Source organism: Paenibacillus sp. TSA_86.1 (assembly GCF_052691815.1).
In genome coordinates this window covers 142,073-160,931 of the sequence record NZ_JBQZGE010000002.1, presented here as the reverse complement: position 1 = coordinate 160,931, position 18,859 = coordinate 142,073, and the positions used below count along the sequence as shown (strand labels likewise).

The following is an 18,859-nucleotide window of genomic DNA, read 5'->3' as shown; positions in this document are numbered from 1 at the left end:
AATATAGAGTTTGGCAAGTGACAAGGTTAACAAGCCACACGTGTAACCCGTTTATTCAGTTTCTTATAACCGAAGTAGAGCCTGTGCTGTATACTGATCCGTAACCAGAATGTTGGCATATTGCCCTTTCAGGGCGGCATGGATGGCTTCAATTTTGCGCCCGCCGCCAGCGACGAGAATGGATTTCTCCTTATTTCTCAACTCGGCCAGGTCAATTCCGACCGTCCTGCTGTTAATTTCCTCACTGATCAGTTGCCCTTCCGCGTTGAAAAATCGTGAACAAATGTCACCCGCCCCGGACTGCATCAAAAGTTGCTGCTCCTGATCATTAAAATAGCCCAACTTAAAAAGCAGTGCATCCTCTTTCACGGTTCCTACCGTAAAAATGGCGATATTCGCCTGTCGCCCCAGTTCAACAATTCGTCCGATATGACGGTCAGCCTCAACCATCTTTTTCACTTCAATATTATCGAAGATTACCGGAAGCGGCAGATACCTGGGAACCGTGTGGAATGCCTCGGCAAACAGATGTACAATCTCTGGCGCGTAGGTGTTTACATGGGAGTGACTTACACCCCCTTTTAGCTGTACCACTTCTACACCCTTGACCTGCTTCGGTCTGAGTTGACGTGCAACCGCATACATTGTCGTTCCCCATGTCACACCAATAATGTCCGCATCCTGCACGGTTTCCTGCAAATAGTCCGCGGCTCTCTTGCTAATATGCTTCTGAATCTCCTCATCACTCTTCAAAGGTGCAAAACATACCAAGGCCGTCTCCAGATTATATTTGGCTTTGAGTTCTCCAGCAATAATATCAATATCCTCCAGCGGGTCCATAATCTCAATACGCACATACCCTCGATCTTTGGCGTACTGAAGCAGCCTGGATACCGTGGGACGTGACACGCCCAGTCTTGAGGCAATATCTTGCTGGCTGTAATCGGACTGATAATACAATTTTGCCGCTTCAATGCTTAATCGCTGTTTCTCCAGGTCCATTCCCATGTGCATTCATCTCACTCATCTTAATATGGTTGGAAAATAAAACATGTAACTTCTCGTGCGCAGCTGACTGCACTTGTATTCAAAATCGCTTGCTCCGCTAGAATACTTGTCCTTATATATTATACATATATTAAAAATTCCATCACTATATTTTGCCAAAATGTGAATACAAGTCATCTTCGCCATCACAACCACTAGCGTAGCATGTACCCCACCTTCATTTACGTATAAGAACAGACATTATACATCATACTACTCCAGTCAATGGACCCCAACCTACATTCGAAAGTGAGGACACCTAATATGTCTACTCTACTGTACATTACGGCCCACCCGCATGATCATCAAACCTCGTTCAGTATGGCTGCTGGCCAAGCTTTTATTGATGCGTACAAGGAAAGTCATGCTTCAGACGAAATCATTCATCTCGATCTGTATCGTTCCCATATTCCGTATATCGACGCAGATGTATTCAGTGGATGGGGTAAACTGCAAACCGGAGGAGACCTGACCTCTGAGGAACAGTCCAAAGTCCAACGTTTGAACGAACTGTCGGACCAATTCGCCAAAGCTGATAAATATGTGTTCGTCTCACCGCTTTGGAACTTTTCGTTCCCTCCTGTACTCAAAGCATATATCGATTCAATCTGTGTAGCGGGCAAAACATTTCGTTACACGGAACAAGGCCCGGTAGGACTTCTGACGGACAAAAAAGCACTGCACATTCAAGCCCGTGGCGGAGTCTACTCGGAAGGACCAGCGGCTCAGATGGAATCAGGACATCGTTATTTGGGTATTATCATGTCATTCCTGGGTGTGCCGAAGCTGGATGGTATCTTTGTCGAAGGACATAATCAGTACAAGGATCGTGCAGAGGAGATCAAACAAAAAGGAATTGAAGAGGCTCAGCGTTTCGCCAAACAGTTCTAGGCAAGGCCAAGGTCTGCTACCGTAACCGGTGTGCCAGCTCATCAGCCCATACGATATATAAATATAAAACCCGCATCACAGCCCTTGAGATACATTCCCAAGGCGTATGCGGGTTCTTCTGTATGAAAAAAAGTTTGACGTTTTAATGTTTAATCTCAGCCCTTGTGCGTTCCGGCACTGGCACGACTCATCGTTTCAAGCTTGCGAGTAATCGCATGACGATCTATTTTCAGTCCCCAGATCATCTCGATAATCTGTTCTTTCTCCTCCGGGTGATCGGCTTGTTTCAATTGCAGCAACAGTTCGTGCATCTGCTCATTAATATCTTCAAACTGATGCCAGAGATCCTCGCGTACTTCGGTCGAATCCATGTGGTGGTTGGCATCGACTTCTTCCTTCAATGCTTGTAGAATAGCGTCTTTCCATTCCTCATCACCAAGTTGTTTTGCAATGTTCAGGAGATCCAGATAATCGTCAACAAGAAGAGAGTTTAATTCAGCATATGTTTTCATCGTTTATTGCATCCCCTTTTCTTTCTATTTACCCAGTATTATACTCGGTATTTCGGGTAATGCAATAGTTGTCGAGAAAAAGGGTAACATTTACTTTACTCATGTCACATTTTGACGAATCTCATATCCTTGAAGTTCTCCCTTATATCTGTATTGATTAATGCTCTTTCTCTCCGTGCCTGATCAGGATTTAAGCTGCTGCAATAGCTGTACTCGGTAGGCTTCGCTTTCAAGCGACTGAATCTCTTTATATTCTGCAGCAGTCAGGATTTTAGGTTCACCCGCGGCCTTAGCGATCATATATACCTTGGCACTTTCCTCTACCACTTGTGTGCGATAATACGCCTCGCGCAGATTTTTACCTGTCGTAACCAGTCCATGATTCACAAGAATGAGTGCAGAATGTTCGGTGACTTTAGCAGCCACTGCGTCGGCGAGCAGCTTCGTAGTTGGTAACACATAAGGCACAAATCCGATATCTCCAACCAGTGCCGACTGATCTGGAAACAGATGTGGAAGATGGTCAAAAACAAGACTGAGGGCTATGGTGTACGCCGGGTGTGTATGCACAATAGCCTGAATATCCGGGTTCACGCGATAACTGAACAGATGCATCAGCACTTCAGAGGAAGGGCGTGTGGCACCTGCTTGCGTCTCTCCTGTCTCAATATCTATGGCAATCCATTCTTCCGGTTCCAATTCCTCCAGAGCAAATCCGCTTGGAGATAAAAGCATCGTATTACCAGAACGGGCGCTGATGTTACCTCCTGGCCCCACAACAAGCCATTGGGCTACCGCCTTTCGGGCGTATTTGGTAAGTTCCTCTCTAATCTGTTGTTCAGACATGTTTTCTCTCACTCCTTTATTGCTGATGTTGTTTCACTCGGGTGATTTGCTGGTAGCTGCCATACGCTTCCTGCCAGCAATCTAACTCTTGAGGTGTATACATCTCCGGTTCAAAAGAAGCCGATACAATGTCACGAATCTCGGACAAATCACCTACTTCTCCAAGAGCTACGTACTGAAGCAGGCAATTGCCAGCTGAAGATGCCTCAACGGGTCCAGCAATTACCGGAACACCTGCAGCGTTTGCTGTAAACTGGCAGAGCATGCGATTGTGCACACCACCGCCTACCATATGAATGACAGGAGGCCTTGTGCCTGTAATGTGTTCAAGTTCATCCAGTGTCTGCCGGAACTCCAGTGCCAGACTTTCCAATATACAGCGAACGATGGCTCCTGCGGTTTCAGGAACAGGCTGGCCGGATTGCTTGCAATACAGCCGAATTCGTTCGGGCATTTCTCCTGGGCTCATAAAAACATCATCTCCCGGCGAGACCACAGATTGATGCGCACGTGCTGATATAGCAAGCTGGATCAACTCTTCATGGGAGTAGAATCGATTTTCCCGTTCCCACTGGCGTTTGCACTCCTGAAGCAACCACAGGCCTGAGCGGTTTTTCAACGTTCGTACTTTACCGCTCACGGTTCCTTCATTCGTAAAACCAAGCTTACGGCTCAGATCACTCAAGATAGGAGAATCGCGCTCAATCCCCATGAGGGACCATGTTCCGCAGCTGATAAAAGCGAAGTCCGGTTCAGTCACCGGGATCGCTGCCAGCGCTGAAGCCGTATCATGCGATCCCACGGAAACAACTTGCATGGGGCCGGTGCCAAGTTCTCGAACCAGATCGTGTGTTAAATGACCAAGTAAAGTCCCTGGCTGAACTAACCTTGGAAATAACGATGCAGGTAACCCCAGACGTGTTATTAACGATTCATTCCATCTTGATTCCCCGCTATGAAGTAAACCACTTGTACTTGCTATCGTGTATTCGCACGCTTGTTCACCAGACAAATAATAGTTGAACAGATCAGGCATGAATAACAGGCGCATATCATCAGCAGCATCCGCTGCACTGTCCTGAAGGTGACCGAACAATTGAAATATCGTATTGATCTGTTGAGGCAACACACCCGACATCGAATACAGCTCTTGTTCACTGACCATCGCCAGCACATCTTTCATCGATTTTGCATGACGTGCATCCCGATAATGACGCGGGTTCCTGCGTAATCTTCCCTCACCATCAATCAGACCGTAATCCACGCCCCAAGTATCTACAGCAATGGATTGTACCTGTGCCGTTGTTATACCTTCGGTACCTTTGAGTATCCCTTGTTTGAGCTCATGAAATAAACGTAGGAAATCCCAGTACATTTCATCCCGAAGCTGAACAGGATTATTAGGAAAACGATGAACCTCTTCCAGCGTCAGTCGGCGTCCGTCAAGAGCGCCTCGTACTACTCGGCCACTACCAGCACCGAAATCGGCAGCCAGCACATATGCCGCCTGATTGCCCATATGAAAGCCCCCTATACTCAGCGTCTAACGATACAATGGTCCAAATACGCTACAAGCGCGATAATCGGCACTCTCCGGCTCACTTGTGCCAAACAATCCCCATACCCGCGGACGGAAGATATCTGCTTCAGGCACGTTGTGCATATTAACGGGGATACGCAACATCGATGCCAACGTAATCAAATCAGCTCCGATATGTCCATATGAGATTGAACCATGGTTCGCTCCCCATTGATTCATCACCTCATACACCGAAGTGAATGCTCCTGAACCTGTGAGAATTGGAGCGAACCAGGTTGAAGGCCATGTGGGATCGGTTCGCTGATCCAGCGTGTCATGGACATCTTCTGGCAGATCCACCGTGTAACCTTGAGCTATCTGCAGCACCGGTCCCAATCCCTTGACCAAATTCAAACGGGTCATCGTCACTGGCATACCGCCCTTGGTCAGAAAGTCAGCCGAGTATCCTCCTCCGCGGAAATATTCAACCGAAGCTGGTCTCCATGAGGTTGCTTTCAGACAATGTTGCACTTCTTCGTCCGTGATCTCCCAAAAAGGTTTGAGAACAGGCTTGCCATCTCTCGATTGTTCCCCTGTTCCGTCGAGGGCAGCAGAACCGGAATTGATCAAATGTAAAATGCCCGCTGCAGCGTGCCCCTCCAATTGATGTCCAGTCACCCGTTTCACTGAATCAGGGCTCCAATACGTTCGTACGTCCGCAAAAATCTGAGCCGTATGTGTGAGTAGTGACCCAAATAACATGGATACACCGTTTAGACTGTCATTCTCCGTAGCCACTAGATAGGGCGCGCGCTTTCCGTTCCAGTCGAACGTGGAGTTTAGTATGGACTCCAGAAAATCTCCATTCGGTGCATGATCCGTCCATTGCCGTTGGCCTTGGAAACCAGATACAATCGCATGATGTCCCATGGCCTCTTCTTCATATCCAAGTGCAGCAAGCTTCGGATTACCAGCCATCAGATCCCGTACGATTTGGGTCATTTTAACAACGGTCTCCCACTCATCGTCTTTACGTTTTCGATCAGACTGAAGATGCTCCGGGTTGTTATCCGGACCTTCACTGCAATTCTCCTTCACCCACGCCAGGGCCAGCTTGTATTCTTCAGGGTCATAGATTTCTTCTTCGATGCGCCGTGTTAATTCGCTCATATCCACATATTCGTTTCGCATGCCCAGATATTCCTGAAAAAAAGAATCATTCACGATGGAACCTGCAATGCCCATCGATACGGAGCCAATGGATAAATACGCCTGCCCCTTCATCGCAGCTGCGGCAAGTCCAGCACGGCTGAATCGAAGCAATTTCTCACGAACATCAGTTGGAACGGTCGTGTCGCCACCGTCCTGAACATCTTCGCCATAGATGCCGAACGCAGGGATGCCCTTCTGGGCATGTGCAGAAAGAACCGCGGCCAGATATACAGCTCCTGGCCGTTCCGTCCCATTAAAACCCCAGATGGCCGTTGGAATAGACGGTGACATGTCCATCGTCTCTGTTCCATAACACCAGCAAGGCGTTACCGTAATCGTAACACCCACATTGGACCTGCTGAACAGCGCCGCTGCGGCTGCTGCTTCGGCAACGCCACCGATACAGGTCTCGGCAACCACGCATTCGACGGGCGAACCATCGGCATAACGAAGTTCGGATGAGATCAGCTCAGCTACAGACGTTGCCATACGCATCGTTTGTTCTTCCAATGACTCACGCACACCTTTGCGTCTGCCGTCTATTGTCGGACGAATACCAATCTTGGGAAAAGCCTGATGATAACGATCATCCTGATGAGTCATACGAGAACGTCCTCCTTTTAGTGCATATCAACACATGCATATGATATTGAGAATATTCTGACTAAACGATGAGCGACAAAAGAAAAAGAAATCAAATCAGACTAGCGGATGGACATTTGCCGATAACCACACTTTTGAAATATTGAATAATTTGAATGCGTTTACATTTCTCTAAAAATAAACCGCTCTCATTAATCATCATCACATGTCATTCACTGCACTTTTGCGGACAATGAAACCATTATGAAAAATAACGAGAACGGCTGTAGGGTTAAGTGTATAAACGATCTTATCTAGATATTTTACAAGGATAATCAATAGAACTTTTAATTAACTTGTACTTGTCTTTACCAATTGAAAGATTAGTTTTACTGTTAAAATAGGGCAAAGGGTTATCGGTAACCCTACCATAGCATGTGCCTACCTTGCTGTCAATCGTCATTATCCTATAGAATGAAAAGACTATGTTGCGGAAAGGTTCGATTCCATTTGATTACAATTTATGATATCGCCAAAAAAGCGAATGTATCCGCCATGACGGTCTCCAAAGTCATTAATCGGACAGGCCGCATCAGCGCCGCTACACGCGAACGCGTGCAACAAGTCATTGATGAACTGGGTTACATTCCGAATTCCAATGCACGAAGTCTGGTATTGCAGCGGACACAGATGTTATCTCTGCTTATTACGGACATCACCAATCCTTTCTATACAACGCTTGCCCGTGGGGCTGAAGACGCAGCACATCTGCGGGGTTACCGCGTTTTATTCGGCAACAGTGACGAGGATTATCGAAAAGAAAAAGAGTACGTGGAGGCGATTTTGTCGACACGGGTAGATGGTGTGCTCTTTGCACCTGCAGGTGACCGTTCTTTCACTCATCTACAGCAACTACAAGCACGAAACATTCCGTTTGTATTTTTGGATCGTACGGTGCCTGGCATCACTTCAGATGTTATTGCCGGAGATAGCCGTGAAGGTGCTATAGAACTCATGCGTTACCTCATGAAGCTTGGACACGAGCATATTGCGCTGGTCAACGGATCTTCAGAAGTTTCGACTGCCAGGCTGCGGGAAGAGGGCTATATGGAAGGGCTTCGGGAAGCCGGAATTGCTCCTGATCCCTCGCTGGTGCTTCGTACCGGCTATCGGGATTTTAGTGATGATGAGGGATTGGATCGCTTGCTCTCTCGGCCTCAGCAGCCTACAGCTATTTTTGCGGCAAATAACATGCTGGCGATTGGCGTTATCCGCCTGTTACGCAAGAGAGGACTTAGGGTACCCGAGGACATCTCTGTCGTTTGTTTCGATGACCTTGATCTGGCTTCCGCCTTCGATCCTTTCCTGACCGTCATTGCACAGCCAGCGTACGAATTCGGATACCAAGGGATGCAGATGCTGATTGACCGGATTGAAGGAAAATTGACTTCCGATGCTGAAACGATCATTTTACCTTCCGAGCTGCGAATACGCACTTCTGCTTCAGTACCGTCTGTTAACTGATGCATTCGAAAAAATACACACCACAAACAGGACGTCCCTGAGAGCCTATCTCTGGTTCATCCTGTTTTTTTAATAATAATTGATAATAATTCATGTCAGTGACTCATATTCGATTGAGGCCCTATTAGCCTCACTTATGTCGGATAAGGTAATATCTCCTGACTCGTTTATCGTTCTGACTGCAGCGCGAGTGCAATCTCACGCACAAGACCTGGCAACCAGTCCATAAGGGCTTCAAATGTATACCCGGCCTGCTCCGCTTTAGTTGTATCCATTGTCCAGGACTGATCCACGCCGAAAGGCGACATGTCTTCGTCCGCGGTTTGCTTCATAATCTGAGTCTGCATTCCTGTCACCGTTTCGATCAGATGCATCATTTCTATGAGTGTAATCGAACCCTTCGACGCGGCATTAACTGGGCCAGTCAACGATACATGTCCAAGCCAGGCAAGGAATCTGGCAGCTTCCGTCGAATGTATAAATCCAATCTCCGCTTCGGGATTCGGCATCCCGATCGGTTTTCCCTGCTGCACATGCTTAATATGAAAATGAAGCCTTCTGGTGTAATCGTCCATGCCGAGTACAATCGGTATGCGCATCGCTGTTACCGGGAAGGATGCCGTTTGGAAAAATACAGCCTCTGCAAGCCTTTTGCCTTCACCGTAAGCAAATTCCTCTTTGTTGCCGTACTGTAGCGGATAAGTATACGGATCAAAATCCGTCTCCACAAACCCCGGTCTCGGTTCCCCGTACACCGAAAGCGTAGAAGTGAACACATACCTGTTGGTTCGTCCGGCAAATGCTTCACACGCAGCTTTCGCCTCGTTCGGGGAGTAACAGATATTATCATATACAACATCCCATTGATCGGACTGTGCGGCTTCTGCTACCGACTGCGGGTCTTCCCGATCCATCCGGATTCGCTTCACTTCCGCTCCGAAATCGACTTCTGTCTGTCCGCGTGTAGCCACCGTGATCTCTGATTTGCCTTCCCATAACAAATGATCCACCAGACGTTTACCAAAGAAGCGTGTACCTCCAAGGATAAGCACTTTTTTCATGTAGTCCCCTCCAATTTTAATCTATAATGTCGGCTTCACAATCCGAAGCATCGTATGGGCATTACGCTGGAATTCATATGACGTTTTAATCTCAGAGACCACACATCCTCTTTTCTCTAAAGACGCCTTCAGTTCATCCATAAACTCATATCGCTTGCCTGACAAATCTACTGTTGGAAAGATACGAATCTCATGCCTTGTCACACGCAACAGTTCCAGTAAGGTCTGAGTATGAAAACCAAAACTTAACCGATCTGCATACGTGAATAGAAAATGTGCGGATAAGGTCAGATCAAACTGCTCATCGTTAAAAGGTAATTGAGGCAATACGGTGTGCACATAACATTCAGGATGAGATCTCATATCAGCTACACAATCCGTTACCGCACGTAATCGTTCTTCCTTCAACCCTAGAATCGATCCAAACTGATCCCACACATACTTTCCCTGAACTGCCTGCATTTGTTTCATCGTATGTTCAATATCCTGTAATCCCTTGGTCTCAAGCTCTTGGATGCCATACTGGTAAACGATATCTCCTGCCACCGGATGAGCCCCATGCTTTCGAGCCTGACTGCTAAACGAACATGCCCCTCCGGGACAATCCAGAATTGTACGGCCTTTAAGCTCATCCGCAGTCAGATGGAACATGTTCATATATTCCTCAAACGTTCTTCCGATAAAAACAATCTGTGATAGCTCCAAGCCATTCTCTTCTGCATGTTTCACTTCTTCTCTGCTCTCCTGATCGTTCGCGATCCTCTGCTCTTCTCGGCTCATCTATTTCGCTTCCTTCCTGGTAAACTGTTTCGTTTAATCGTTGGGGAAAACAAGACCAATCTGCTGTCTGATCTGATCCATTACCTTCATCGTTTGATAGGAACGTTCATACGTGTTCATATCGGATTCTACTTTCCCTTGTTGTACCAGATTTACGAACTCCTCCACTTCATAATACATCGCAGGATGTTGCTGCTCCACCGTCAGTGCCTCTACGGTTCCATCATTGTAACGGATCTCGGCATGTTCAGGCGAACCGATCTTGTCGATGATGATACTGCCGCGCTCTCCCATTATTTCGCTAGGCACATGCGAATTCGCAATTTTGGAGTACGTTACGACAGCATCCATACCGTCATAATTCAGAAGTACACTGCCTTGCCCGTCCACACCGGAGTCCAGCATCATCGCTTGGGATTGAACCTGCTTTGGTGCTCCAAATAAGGTGATGAGCGGATATAAACAGTACACCCCCAGGTCCATCAATGCCCCGTTTGCCAACTCTGGCTTGAATGCGTTCAGCACGATGCCTTCCTTATACTTATCGTAACGCGAGGAATATTGCGAATAACCCGCTATGTACTTGCGAACAGGGCCGATTTTGGACAGATGCTGCTCTACACTTTTAAAAACCGGAACAAGAGTGGACTTCATCGCCTCCATCAGCAGAACATTATGCTGCCGCGCTGTTTCAATCATGCTGTGTACTTCTGCCGCATTAGCCGCCAAAGGTTTCTCACATAATACATGCTTGCCATTTCTCAGGAATAGCTCCGCCTGCTGCGCATGCAGCGTATTAGGCGTCGCAATATATACTGCATCTAACGTGTCACTGGCCGCCATCTCCTCCAGATCCGTAAAACGATAGGTTGCATCATACCGGTCCGCAAATGCATTAGCCTTATCTTCTGTACGCGAAAATACCGCCGTAAGCTGAAAACCCTCTACTTGAACAGCAGATTCCAGCAGTCTTTCTGTAATCCAGTTGGTACCTACTACACCGAATCGAACCATGTCTATCTACCTCTTTCGTCTATGACTGATATCAGATATCTGTTATATGTTATTTGCTAAAATCATAGGATCTCTGTTTCTTTAGTACACTGTCAGTTTCATAACCTATCCTCTACATTGTAACGCATATTTCAGCAGGAATGAAGGAAGCGCTAATCTCACATTGATTATAGAGATTCAATACGACGTATTTTCCACTATATCAGTGGAACCCTTCATTTAAGCGGACACGGAGAGAACAGAGAAAACCTGGAAAAGCGAAGCACTCGCCAAAAAGCTTTCTGAAAGAAAGCTGCCTCGAAAGCATATGCTTATCACCGGATTTTTCCCTTTGAAAAAAGGAATTCAAAAAAGCTGTTGCAATATTGATATCTTGCGATTTTAATCCGAAATGCCGTGATTTAGTCCTTATGCAGGGTATAATTATAACAGAGGTGAACCTATGAAACATACGCAGCAAAATGATACTCTCCCCCCATGGATTCCTGAGGAGTACTGGGATGCAATAATCCAAAATGACCACACGTATGATGGTACGTTTTTCTACGCGGTACAGACAACGGGTATCTTCTGTCGCCCCTCGTGTAAATCGAGAGCTCCCAGATCAGATAATGTCCTGATTTTTCAAAATACAGAGCAAGCGCTGGCTCACAAGTTCCGACCATGCAAGCGCTGTAAACCTAAGGGAGAACGCGTACCAGACCAGGAGTGGATTCACGGGGTGACGGAGTATATTGATAAGCATTACGCCGAACCGTTAACGCTGGATGTACTTGCTGCTGCAAGCCACGGGAGTCCATACCACCTGCATCGGGTGTTCAAACGCATAACAGGTCATACTCCCGTGCAATACATTCAGACCAAGCGGATAAACGAAGCACAAAACCTGCTTCAACATACACATCTAACCGTCACCGAGATCGCACGCCAAGTCGGTATATCTAATCCGGCTTATTTCATTTCCGTTTTTCGCAAGCACACGGTATTTACTCCTTCACATTATAGGGAAAGGCATGACAGTCCATGAAGACACAACTAACATACAAACTTCCCAGAACGTTATTAAATAAAGGCACTGGCTTCTTGAATGGTTACACCCACACCTTAAACCCGTACACTGGCTGTACTTTTGCATGTTCATACTGTTACGTCAGGCAGATGCCTGTCTCCTTATTTCGCAAGGAAGACTGGGGAAGCTGGGTTGATGTGAAAAAAGAAGCCTCCGGCATCCTCGCCAAAGAATTGCAGCGTGCCCGTAAGAAAGGCAAAGTAACCATCTTCATGTCGTCCAGCACCGACCCGTATCAACCCGTCGAAGCTCGGGAACAAATTACACGTTCTTTGCTGGAAACGATGCTACTATATCCGCCGGATTTTATATTGGTGCAGACGCGCAGCCCGCTTGTAACGCGGGATATCGATGTTCTGCATCAGCTTGGAGAACGTGTGCGGGTGAGCATGACGGTTGAGACGGATCAAGATGATATACGCAAACACTTTACCCCCTCTGCGCCACCCATTGCAGGCCGCCTGCATGCACTTAAACAACTGAGAGATGCTGGTATTCCTACACAGGTTGCCATAGCCCCCGTGCTGCCGAGCAGTGAACAATTTGCCTCAACGCTCCGGCCGCTCGTTCAGCGAGTATGCATTGATGATTATTTCATGGGTGACGGTAGCGAAGGCAAACGAACCCGAAGACTTGGGATGGAGAATCTTTATCAGGAGATCGGAATGCAGCACTGGTATCAACCAGATGCTTACCAAACGGTTGTTGAGCGTATGAAGGGTGTGTTTGCTAACCATGAAATCTATATTAGTCAGGCCGGATTTGAGCCTTGATTGGAAAACGATTTTCGAAAAATTATTTCGCTGAAAGGTCGTAAACAATAACTGTATTCTCAATTCTCGTCGAATACGAAACCCTTCGCATACAAAACAGCCTCTGTCTCTATTTCTGAGACAGAGGCTGTTCGTTATGTTTTAATAGGCTACTACCAACCGCTGGCCTTACTGATCCAACGTATAAAGTGGCAAATTCACTGGCAGTGCCGCCGGACGCTGACACGTACTCTGCATTTTATAAAAGGTCTGTTCATCCGATGAGTCATGGAATGCCCACATCGCTTCGAGTACGTGATAAGCCAGTGCGCCGCTGGCACGGTGGGCGCGCCCACTGTTAACCGCATAGGCCATATCGGCCACGCCGATGCCACGCGTATTTTCCTGATAGCCTGGAAGCAGCGGTGCTTCTGTCCATTCATGTTCACCCATCAAACGATAACGTACCGGACCGCCGAAGGTGTTCGGGTCAGGCACTTGCAGTGTACCATGAGTCCCGTATATCTCAATCGGTGGCAACGAACTTCCGCCAAACACATCAAAGCTTGTAATCAGCGTACCGATGGCTCCCTGTTCAAATTGCAGCAGACCGGTAACATGTGTTGGAATGTCAACGGGAATGATCTGGCCTCTCTTTTTCTCACTCGTAATCGTTCGTTCAGTCATCGCCTTGCCCGTCATTCCTGCAATCGACTTAATTGGCCCCAGCAATTGTACAAGTGCAGTCAGATAATAAGGCCCCATATCAAACATCGGTCCGCCACCGCTTGCATAGTAGAACTCCGGATCGGGATGCCAGAACTCATGTCCCCGACTCATCATGAAAGCTGTTGCCGCTACCGGCTTGCCGATAATCCCATCCTCTACGAGTTGCAGTGCCGTCTGGATGCCTGAACCAAAAAAGGTTTCAGGTGCGCAGCCGACCAGCAGACCTTGACGTTTCGCTGTTTCAAGTACAGCCTGCCCTTCTTCACGGGTAACCGCGAGCGGTTTCTCGACATAAACGTGTTTGCCTGATTCCAGCGCACGTATGCATACTTCTGCATGAACGGCAGGAATCGTCAGATTGATGATCAGTTCAATCTCGGGACTCGCGAACATTTCGTCCACAGTGTATACGTTAGGAACGTTGTAGGCTGCAGCTTGCTCCTCTGCCCTACTCCGATCCAGGTCGGCGACCGCAACCAGCTCAAGCACCTCGAAACGGTGACAGTTCTCCATATAGATGCCGCTGATTTTACCACAGCCGATAATACCTACTTTCATTGTTTTCATGCCCTTGCTCCCTTCGCCATGGATCTGATATATGTTTAAAGCTCTCTTATGGATGTCATGTAAGTGCGAAATTACGAACGTACAAATGGATTAGAATACTTAACTGTAAATGTAAAACATTAGGTTTGGTTGTCTGCCATCCCTGTGTACACCTCGGTTGCATCCGTTGTCCGGCTCTTCGCCAGTTCTTTGCCCGCGGCTGTCCAGAGGAAACCACTGCGCATCATTTCGGTTACGGGTTTCATATCTACGATGTCTGCATGGTGTCCGAGTGAATTGTAAAATACACGTCCTGCACCCCAGCGCTTCGTCCACGCTACAGGCATATCGACAGGCCCATTCGCAGCGTGAGGACCCGATACAATAGGGAAACGAGTGGTTGCCAGCACTTCCACAGCCGGGTCAACGTGCAAGTAATACTGCTCGCTTTTCACCTGAAAATCTTCAATATGTTCAAAAAGCGGACTGGAGCCACGCTTCATGTTCACCATGTATTCCACACCATCGTTACCTGGATGAGCCACCCATTGTCCGCCCGTCATAAACTGCCAGTCTACGTTGTTACGGAACGCGTCACACATGCCGCCATGCAGACCTGCAAGGCCTACACCGCTCTGCACAGCCGCTGAAACGTTATTCACCAGCTCCTGCTCAATCTGTCCCATCGTCCATAGGGGCACGATCAGATCCAGACCAAGAAGCTTCTCAGCGTCTGCATACGACTCCAATGTATCGGAGACTTCAACTTCGAACTGTTCTTCTTTTAAAATGCGTTCAAAAATGGCTGCTACTTGTTCCGGCTCATGTCCATCCCAGCCGCCCCATACAATCAGTGCTTTTTTCATCGCTAGATCCTCGCTTTCGATACATTTATTTGATTCTTCCTTGGGTCTGAAAATCGTAATCGGACTACATCTCTAACAGTCTCTTCTCACTTTATTCTCTGTTTTTATCTTCAAGCCTTAGCGCTTCTGTACCTCTTAATTACATCATTACATCTCTTCAAGGGTCACCCAGCGGCGCTCCGTTACCGAACGCTCTACCGCTTCCAATACAGCCTGACACGCAACTCCATCATGGAAGTTCGGAGACGGCTGACGTCCTTCGGAAATGGCCGTGACAAGCTCCAGCATCTCATGTGTAAACGTGTGTTCAAAACCGATCGTATGTCCAGCAGGCCACCAAGCCTCGGCATATTTATGCGCAGGATCGGTAGCGAGTACGCGGCGGAAGCCCTGTACATCCTCGTCATCCTTCGTAAAATACACTTCCAGTTCGTTCATCCGCTCAAAATCAAAACGCACACTGCCCAAGCTGCCGTTAATCTCAAAAGAATTCGTGCTTCGATGTCCGGCTGCAAATCGAGTCGCTTCGAAACTGCCAAGCGCTCCGCCTGCGAATCTCGCCAGGAACAGCGTGGCGTCATCCACGGTTACCTCGCCTTTCGGTGCATCTGCATTTGAACTTCCTTTGGCACTAAGACCTGTCATCTCGGAAGCGAGCGGACGTTCTTTGATGAACGTTTCACTCATACCTATGACCTCCTGGAACTCACCAACGAGGAAACGAGCGAGGTCAATTAAATGTGCACCGAGATCACCATGTGAACCGGAACCTGCGACATCTTTTTGCAGACGCCATACCAGCGGGAAGTTCGGGTCCAGAATCCAGTCCTGAAGGAAGAACGCACGGAAATGATAGATTTTGCCCAAACGTCCGCTCTCAATCAGATCCTTCGCAAGTTGTACTGCTGGAGAGAAACGATAGTTGAAACCAACCATATGGGTTATACCAGCCTCTTCTGCCGCCTGAAGCATCTCGCGAGAGTCGGCCAGCGAAAGCGCGAGGGGTTTTTCACAGAACAAGTGCTTGCCTTGACGTGCCGCCTCCAGCGCAATTTCCTTATGAGCATCACTTGGAGCATTAATGTCAATGAGGTCGATGTCATCCCGTTTGACCAGCTCACGCCAATCCGTAACACTCTCCGACCATCCGAACTGGTCTGCCGCCGCCTGAACTCCCTCCTGATTCCGACCGCAAATCACCGACATTTCGGGCTGTAACGGAGCAGATGGGAAAAACATCGGCAGACTGCGGTATGCATTGCTGTGAGCCTTCCCCATAAATTTGTATCCAACCATTCCTACACGAAGACGTTTTGACATGATCATTTCCTCCTTGAATAGAATGTAGAAACTTTTTATAGAATAGCTAAGTTCAAATATGTCGATTAGAAGAAGTACGAATAATCAATTCAGTGGGCAAAAGCGTTCTTGGAGAGTCATAGGTAACATTAGGATGATATCCCGTTACTCCCCGGGCATCCGTTGCACCGTTAGAACCTTGCACCAACTTTGACACAGCAAGCTCTCCCATCTCGAAAAAGGGAACCCTGATGCTGCTCAACGCCGGAACCGCCATCTCGGCCGCATCCGAGTCATCATAACCAACGAACGCCGGGAAATCCTGGGTCCGTACCCCTCGTTCCCGCAAGCCATGCATCACGCCAATCGCCATCCGGTCATTCGCTGCAAACACTGCATCAATCTCATCCAAACGCTCAGCTACAATGGCTGCCGCCGCAATACCGCTCCGCCTGCTGTAATTCCCTTCCAATAGCAAGCTTGGATCCAGCTCCATGCCAGCCTCGTGCAGACCCAATCGCACGCCCTCCAGCCGATCCTGACTGTTCGAATAGCTGTCTGGCCCATTCAAAAAGGCGATTCTACGATACCCCTGATCTGCAAGATGGCTTATAGCAAGCCGGCTTCCCTCGACATGATCGGCATCAACTTCCGTAAACGATTCGCCTGCAAAATGCTGGTTCAACACACAGAACGGATGGCCTTCCCGATCCAGTTGCTGCATCGCTGCCAGCTCATCCTGATCATGTCTTGCACCAAGAATGATACAGGCATCAATCTTCTGTCTTCGAAAAAGATCCGTATAATTCATGGTCTCACCTGCGGTTTGGAACATGACCAGCAGATCAAGGCCGTTGTCTCTCGCTTTGCTTCCGATACCACTTAACATTTCCGAGAAAAAATAGGCCGAGAACAGATGTGCCTTAGGTACATAAGGCAATACAACGCCCAAATTGCCGCTCTTGCTTCTGGCAAAGCTGCGTGCAAGTGCGCTGGGTACATAGCCCAACCTCTCGGATGCTTCAAGCACCCTGCGGCGAGTCTCCTCCCTGATCGGTCCAACGCCATTCAAAACCCTGGATACCGTCGCTTCGGAAACCCCGGCGAGCTCAGCGACTTCTCTGCGAGAAGCCATGTCTTTCACCTCCTTCAGATGAAATACCTAAGTTGAAAAACATCAAAAAACCCATTTATGTACGCGCGTACATTTTCTCATGCCATGTAACCGTTGTCAATGCTAAAACAACAAAAAGAATGAGGAATTCAGGATTAACCCTTTTCCTCATTCTGATTTGTCAATGACGTAGTATATCGTCATTTCTATAATAAGAAGAACATCTCTTATCCATTCGTTATTACGGTTGCTTCCTTGGTAGACTGGTTGAATTCGGCCTGTTCCATCGCTTTAGTCAGTTTCCGAAACCGATTCGATGGCTCAGAGGACGCCTGAAGTTTACGAACCTTATGCAGTACCTCCTTGTTTGGCAAGAAATGCTGGGAACGAATAAAACGAATCGTTTTGGTTTTGGCACGCATGACAATCGAATCCGTCTCGGCTCGATCATCTGCGAGATAACGTACTCCGCCAAGAATCTCACCCGGCGTTACCCCCGTTGCGGCAAAAATAACATCCTCGGTACCGATCATGTCTTCCATCGTTAACACTTTGTAAGGGTTATCAATTCCCATCTGCAAGCAGCGTTGGAATTCGTCTGCATTGGCAGGCATCAAGCGGCCTTGAATCTCACCTCCCAGGCAAGATAAGGCTGCCGCAGCCAGTACACCTTCAGGCGCTCCGCCTGAACCAACATACAGATCAATTCCCGCTTCCGGAAAGGCTGGAGCCATGGCCCCGGCAACATCGCCGTCACTAAGGAACTTGATCCGCACGCCAACTTTGCGCAGCGTTTTAATCGTACTCTCATGCCGCACACGATCCAGAATCATCACGGTGAGATCGGATATGTTTTTGTTCAGAGCAGCTGCAGCCTTCTCCAAGGTCACCTCTACGGGATCTTCGATGCTGACCTTCCCCACTAGGGCAGGACCCACAGCCAGCTTCTCCATATACATGTCCGGAGCGTGGAGCAGATTACCTTTTCCCGCAACCGCAATGACCGACAGTGCATTGTTCAGCCCTTTGGCTACGATCTCTGTGCCTTCCAAAGGATCAACAGCGACATCAACCTCCGGTCCTTCTGCATTTCCTACTTCCTCACCGATGTACAACATTGGGGCTTCATCCATCTCACCTTCCCCAATCACGACCGTGCCACGAATGGACACGGAATCGAACATGGCACGCATGGCTAAAGTAGCCGCTTCATCTGCACTATTCTTGTCGCCTCTTCCCATCCAAGGGGCAGAAGCTAAAGCCGCCAATTCTGTTACTCGCACAATTTCCAACGCCAGTTCGCGTTCCATGGTTGCCACTTCCCTTCTGGTTTTTCACAGCATACCGTGAAGGTCATCTGAAAATCTATCGCAAATCCATATCAAATCAATCTATAAACGGCGTAGCAGCAAGCTCTTATCCATTCATTTGCTAATTTTCCCATTTATTAATTAGTTGATTTTTACTTATTTTGAGACAAGTTTAGCGTAAGAATA

The 18,859-nt window shown here is 47.9% G+C and carries 17 protein-coding genes; 4 read left to right on the top strand and 13 right to left on the bottom strand.

Going from position 1 to position 18,859, the window contains the following annotated elements; translation table 11 throughout:
- Nucleotides 1-63 precede the first annotated feature (63 nt).
- On the bottom strand, nt 64-1,002 hold the full coding sequence (locus tag ACUTVW_RS06905) for a sugar-binding transcriptional regulator (RefSeq protein ID WP_445645477.1): 939 nt from the start codon (nt 1,000-1,002) through the stop codon (nt 64-66).
- A 309-nt stretch (nt 1,003-1,311) separates the two neighbouring features.
- On the opposite strand from ACUTVW_RS06905, the gene ACUTVW_RS06900 reads away from it, so the two are divergent.
- Complete coding sequence (locus ACUTVW_RS06900; RefSeq protein WP_445645119.1) at nt 1,312-1,938, top strand: FMN-dependent NADH-azoreductase; 627 nt, start codon at nt 1,312-1,314, stop codon at nt 1,936-1,938.
- 155 nt (nt 1,939-2,093) lie between these two features.
- On the opposite strand, the gene ACUTVW_RS06895 is transcribed toward ACUTVW_RS06900, so the two are convergent.
- The 4 genes from ACUTVW_RS06895 to ACUTVW_RS06880 form a co-directional block, all read right to left on the bottom strand.
- The gene (locus ACUTVW_RS06895; protein WP_434750932.1) at nt 2,094-2,450 is read right to left on the bottom strand and encodes a hypothetical protein; all 357 of its coding nucleotides are present in this window, start codon (nt 2,448-2,450) and stop codon (nt 2,094-2,096) included.
- Nucleotides 2,451-2,633: 183 nt separating this feature from the next.
- A complete protein-coding gene (locus ACUTVW_RS06890; RefSeq protein WP_445645118.1) occupies nt 2,634-3,296 on the bottom strand; it encodes a class II aldolase/adducin family protein in 663 nt (220 codons plus the stop codon).
- A 16-nt stretch (nt 3,297-3,312) separates the two neighbouring features.
- Entirely contained in the window at nt 3,313-4,815 is a 1,503-nt protein-coding gene (locus ACUTVW_RS06885) for a rhamnulokinase (RefSeq protein ID WP_445645117.1), read from the bottom strand.
- Between the two features lie 24 nt (nt 4,816-4,839).
- On the bottom strand, nt 4,840-6,630 hold the full coding sequence (locus ACUTVW_RS06880; RefSeq protein ID WP_445645116.1) for an L-fucose isomerase: 1,791 nt from the start codon (nt 6,628-6,630) through the stop codon (nt 4,840-4,842).
- A 489-nt stretch (nt 6,631-7,119) separates the two neighbouring features.
- On the opposite strand from ACUTVW_RS06880, the gene ACUTVW_RS06875 reads away from it, so the two are divergent.
- A complete protein-coding gene (locus tag ACUTVW_RS06875) occupies nt 7,120-8,133 on the top strand; it encodes a LacI family DNA-binding transcriptional regulator (protein WP_445645115.1) in 1,014 nt (337 codons plus the stop codon).
- A gap of 167 nt (nt 8,134-8,300) precedes the next feature.
- On the opposite strand, the gene ACUTVW_RS06870 is transcribed toward ACUTVW_RS06875, so the two are convergent.
- The 3 genes from ACUTVW_RS06870 to ACUTVW_RS06860 are packed head-to-tail and all read right to left on the bottom strand — an operon-like array spanning nt 8,301 to nt 10,988.
- Nucleotides 8,301-9,194, bottom strand: a complete 894-nt coding sequence (locus tag ACUTVW_RS06870; RefSeq protein ID WP_445645114.1) for an NAD-dependent epimerase/dehydratase family protein — start codon at nt 9,192-9,194, stop codon at nt 8,301-8,303.
- A 21-nt stretch (nt 9,195-9,215) separates the two neighbouring features.
- Nucleotides 9,216-9,974, bottom strand: a complete 759-nt coding sequence (locus ACUTVW_RS06865) for an SAM-dependent methyltransferase (RefSeq protein ID WP_445645113.1) — start codon at nt 9,972-9,974, stop codon at nt 9,216-9,218.
- 33 nt (nt 9,975-10,007) lie between these two features.
- Nucleotides 10,008-10,988: a Gfo/Idh/MocA family protein gene (locus ACUTVW_RS06860; RefSeq protein WP_445645112.1), complete on the bottom strand. Its 981-nt coding sequence runs from the start codon at nt 10,986-10,988 to the stop codon at nt 10,008-10,010.
- A gap of 442 nt (nt 10,989-11,430) precedes the next feature.
- Here ACUTVW_RS06860 and ACUTVW_RS06855 point away from each other — a divergent pair, with 442 nt between their 5' ends.
- Complete coding sequence (locus ACUTVW_RS06855) at nt 11,431-12,015, top strand: bifunctional transcriptional activator/DNA repair enzyme AdaA (RefSeq protein WP_445645111.1); 585 nt, start codon at nt 11,431-11,433, stop codon at nt 12,013-12,015.
- Complete coding sequence (locus ACUTVW_RS06850) at nt 12,012-12,830, top strand: SPL family radical SAM protein (protein ID WP_445645110.1); 819 nt, start codon at nt 12,012-12,014, stop codon at nt 12,828-12,830. Before ACUTVW_RS06855 ends, ACUTVW_RS06850 begins: the two co-directional genes overlap by 4 nt.
- Nucleotides 12,831-12,998: 168 nt before the next feature.
- On the opposite strand, the gene ACUTVW_RS06845 is transcribed toward ACUTVW_RS06850, so the two are convergent.
- The 5 genes from ACUTVW_RS06845 to glpX form a co-directional block, all read right to left on the bottom strand.
- Nucleotides 12,999-14,105 (bottom strand): Gfo/Idh/MocA family protein, encoded by a 1,107-nt coding sequence (locus ACUTVW_RS06845; protein WP_445645109.1) that lies wholly within the window; start codon nt 14,103-14,105, stop codon nt 12,999-13,001.
- 119 nt (nt 14,106-14,224) lie between these two features.
- On the bottom strand, nt 14,225-14,950 hold the full coding sequence (locus ACUTVW_RS06840; RefSeq protein WP_434750921.1) for a ThuA domain-containing protein: 726 nt from the start codon (nt 14,948-14,950) through the stop codon (nt 14,225-14,227).
- A gap of 147 nt (nt 14,951-15,097) precedes the next feature.
- Entirely contained in the window at nt 15,098-16,270 is a 1,173-nt protein-coding gene (locus tag ACUTVW_RS06835) for a Gfo/Idh/MocA family protein (RefSeq protein ID WP_445645108.1), read from the bottom strand.
- Between the two features lie 52 nt (nt 16,271-16,322).
- Nucleotides 16,323-17,384 carry a LacI family DNA-binding transcriptional regulator gene (locus tag ACUTVW_RS06830; protein WP_445645107.1) on the bottom strand — a complete coding sequence of 354 codons (1,062 nt, stop codon included), beginning with the start codon at nt 17,382-17,384 and terminating at the stop codon, nt 16,323-16,325.
- A gap of 206 nt (nt 17,385-17,590) precedes the next feature.
- Nucleotides 17,591-18,673, bottom strand: coding sequence for a class II fructose-bisphosphatase (gene glpX / locus ACUTVW_RS06825; protein ID WP_445645106.1), 1,083 nt, complete (start codon nt 18,671-18,673; stop codon nt 17,591-17,593).
- Nucleotides 18,674-18,859: the final 186 nt, after the last annotated feature.

Excerpts from the sequence above, each read along its gene's own strand:
- ACUTVW_RS06905 (WP_445645477.1), bottom strand. The coding sequence starts at position 1,002 with ATGGACCTGGAGAAACAGCGATTAAGCATTGAAGCGGCAAAATTGTAT.
- ACUTVW_RS06900 (WP_445645119.1), top strand. The coding sequence starts at position 1,312 with ATGTCTACTCTACTGTACATTACGGCCCACCCGCATGATCATCAAACC.
- ACUTVW_RS06895 (WP_434750932.1), bottom strand. The coding sequence starts at position 2,450 with ATGAAAACATATGCTGAATTAAACTCTCTTCTTGTTGACGATTATCTG.
- ACUTVW_RS06890 (WP_445645118.1), bottom strand. The coding sequence starts at position 3,296 with ATGTCTGAACAACAGATTAGAGAGGAACTTACCAAATACGCCCGAAAG.
- ACUTVW_RS06885 (WP_445645117.1), bottom strand. The coding sequence starts at position 4,815 with ATGGGCAATCAGGCGGCATATGTGCTGGCTGCCGATTTCGGTGCTGGT.
- ACUTVW_RS06880 (WP_445645116.1), bottom strand. The coding sequence starts at position 6,630 with ATGACTCATCAGGATGATCGTTATCATCAGGCTTTTCCCAAGATTGGT.
- ACUTVW_RS06870 (WP_445645114.1), bottom strand. The coding sequence starts at position 9,194 with ATGAAAAAAGTGCTTATCCTTGGAGGTACACGCTTCTTTGGTAAACGT.
- ACUTVW_RS06865 (WP_445645113.1), bottom strand. The coding sequence starts at position 9,974 with ATGAGCCGAGAAGAGCAGAGGATCGCGAACGATCAGGAGAGCAGAGAA.
- ACUTVW_RS06860 (WP_445645112.1), bottom strand. The coding sequence starts at position 10,988 with ATGGTTCGATTCGGTGTAGTAGGTACCAACTGGATTACAGAAAGACTG.
- ACUTVW_RS06855 (WP_445645111.1), top strand. The coding sequence starts at position 11,431 with ATGAAACATACGCAGCAAAATGATACTCTCCCCCCATGGATTCCTGAG.
- ACUTVW_RS06850 (WP_445645110.1), top strand. The coding sequence starts at position 12,012 with ATGAAGACACAACTAACATACAAACTTCCCAGAACGTTATTAAATAAA.
- ACUTVW_RS06845 (WP_445645109.1), bottom strand. The coding sequence starts at position 14,105 with ATGAAAACAATGAAAGTAGGTATTATCGGCTGTGGTAAAATCAGCGGC.
- ACUTVW_RS06840 (WP_434750921.1), bottom strand. The coding sequence starts at position 14,950 with ATGAAAAAAGCACTGATTGTATGGGGCGGCTGGGATGGACATGAGCCG.
- ACUTVW_RS06835 (WP_445645108.1), bottom strand. The coding sequence starts at position 16,270 with ATGTCAAAACGTCTTCGTGTAGGAATGGTTGGATACAAATTTATGGGG.
- ACUTVW_RS06830 (WP_445645107.1), bottom strand. The coding sequence starts at position 17,384 with ATGGCTTCTCGCAGAGAAGTCGCTGAGCTCGCCGGGGTTTCCGAAGCG.
- glpX (WP_445645106.1), bottom strand. The coding sequence starts at position 18,673 with ATGGAACGCGAACTGGCGTTGGAAATTGTGCGAGTAACAGAATTGGCG.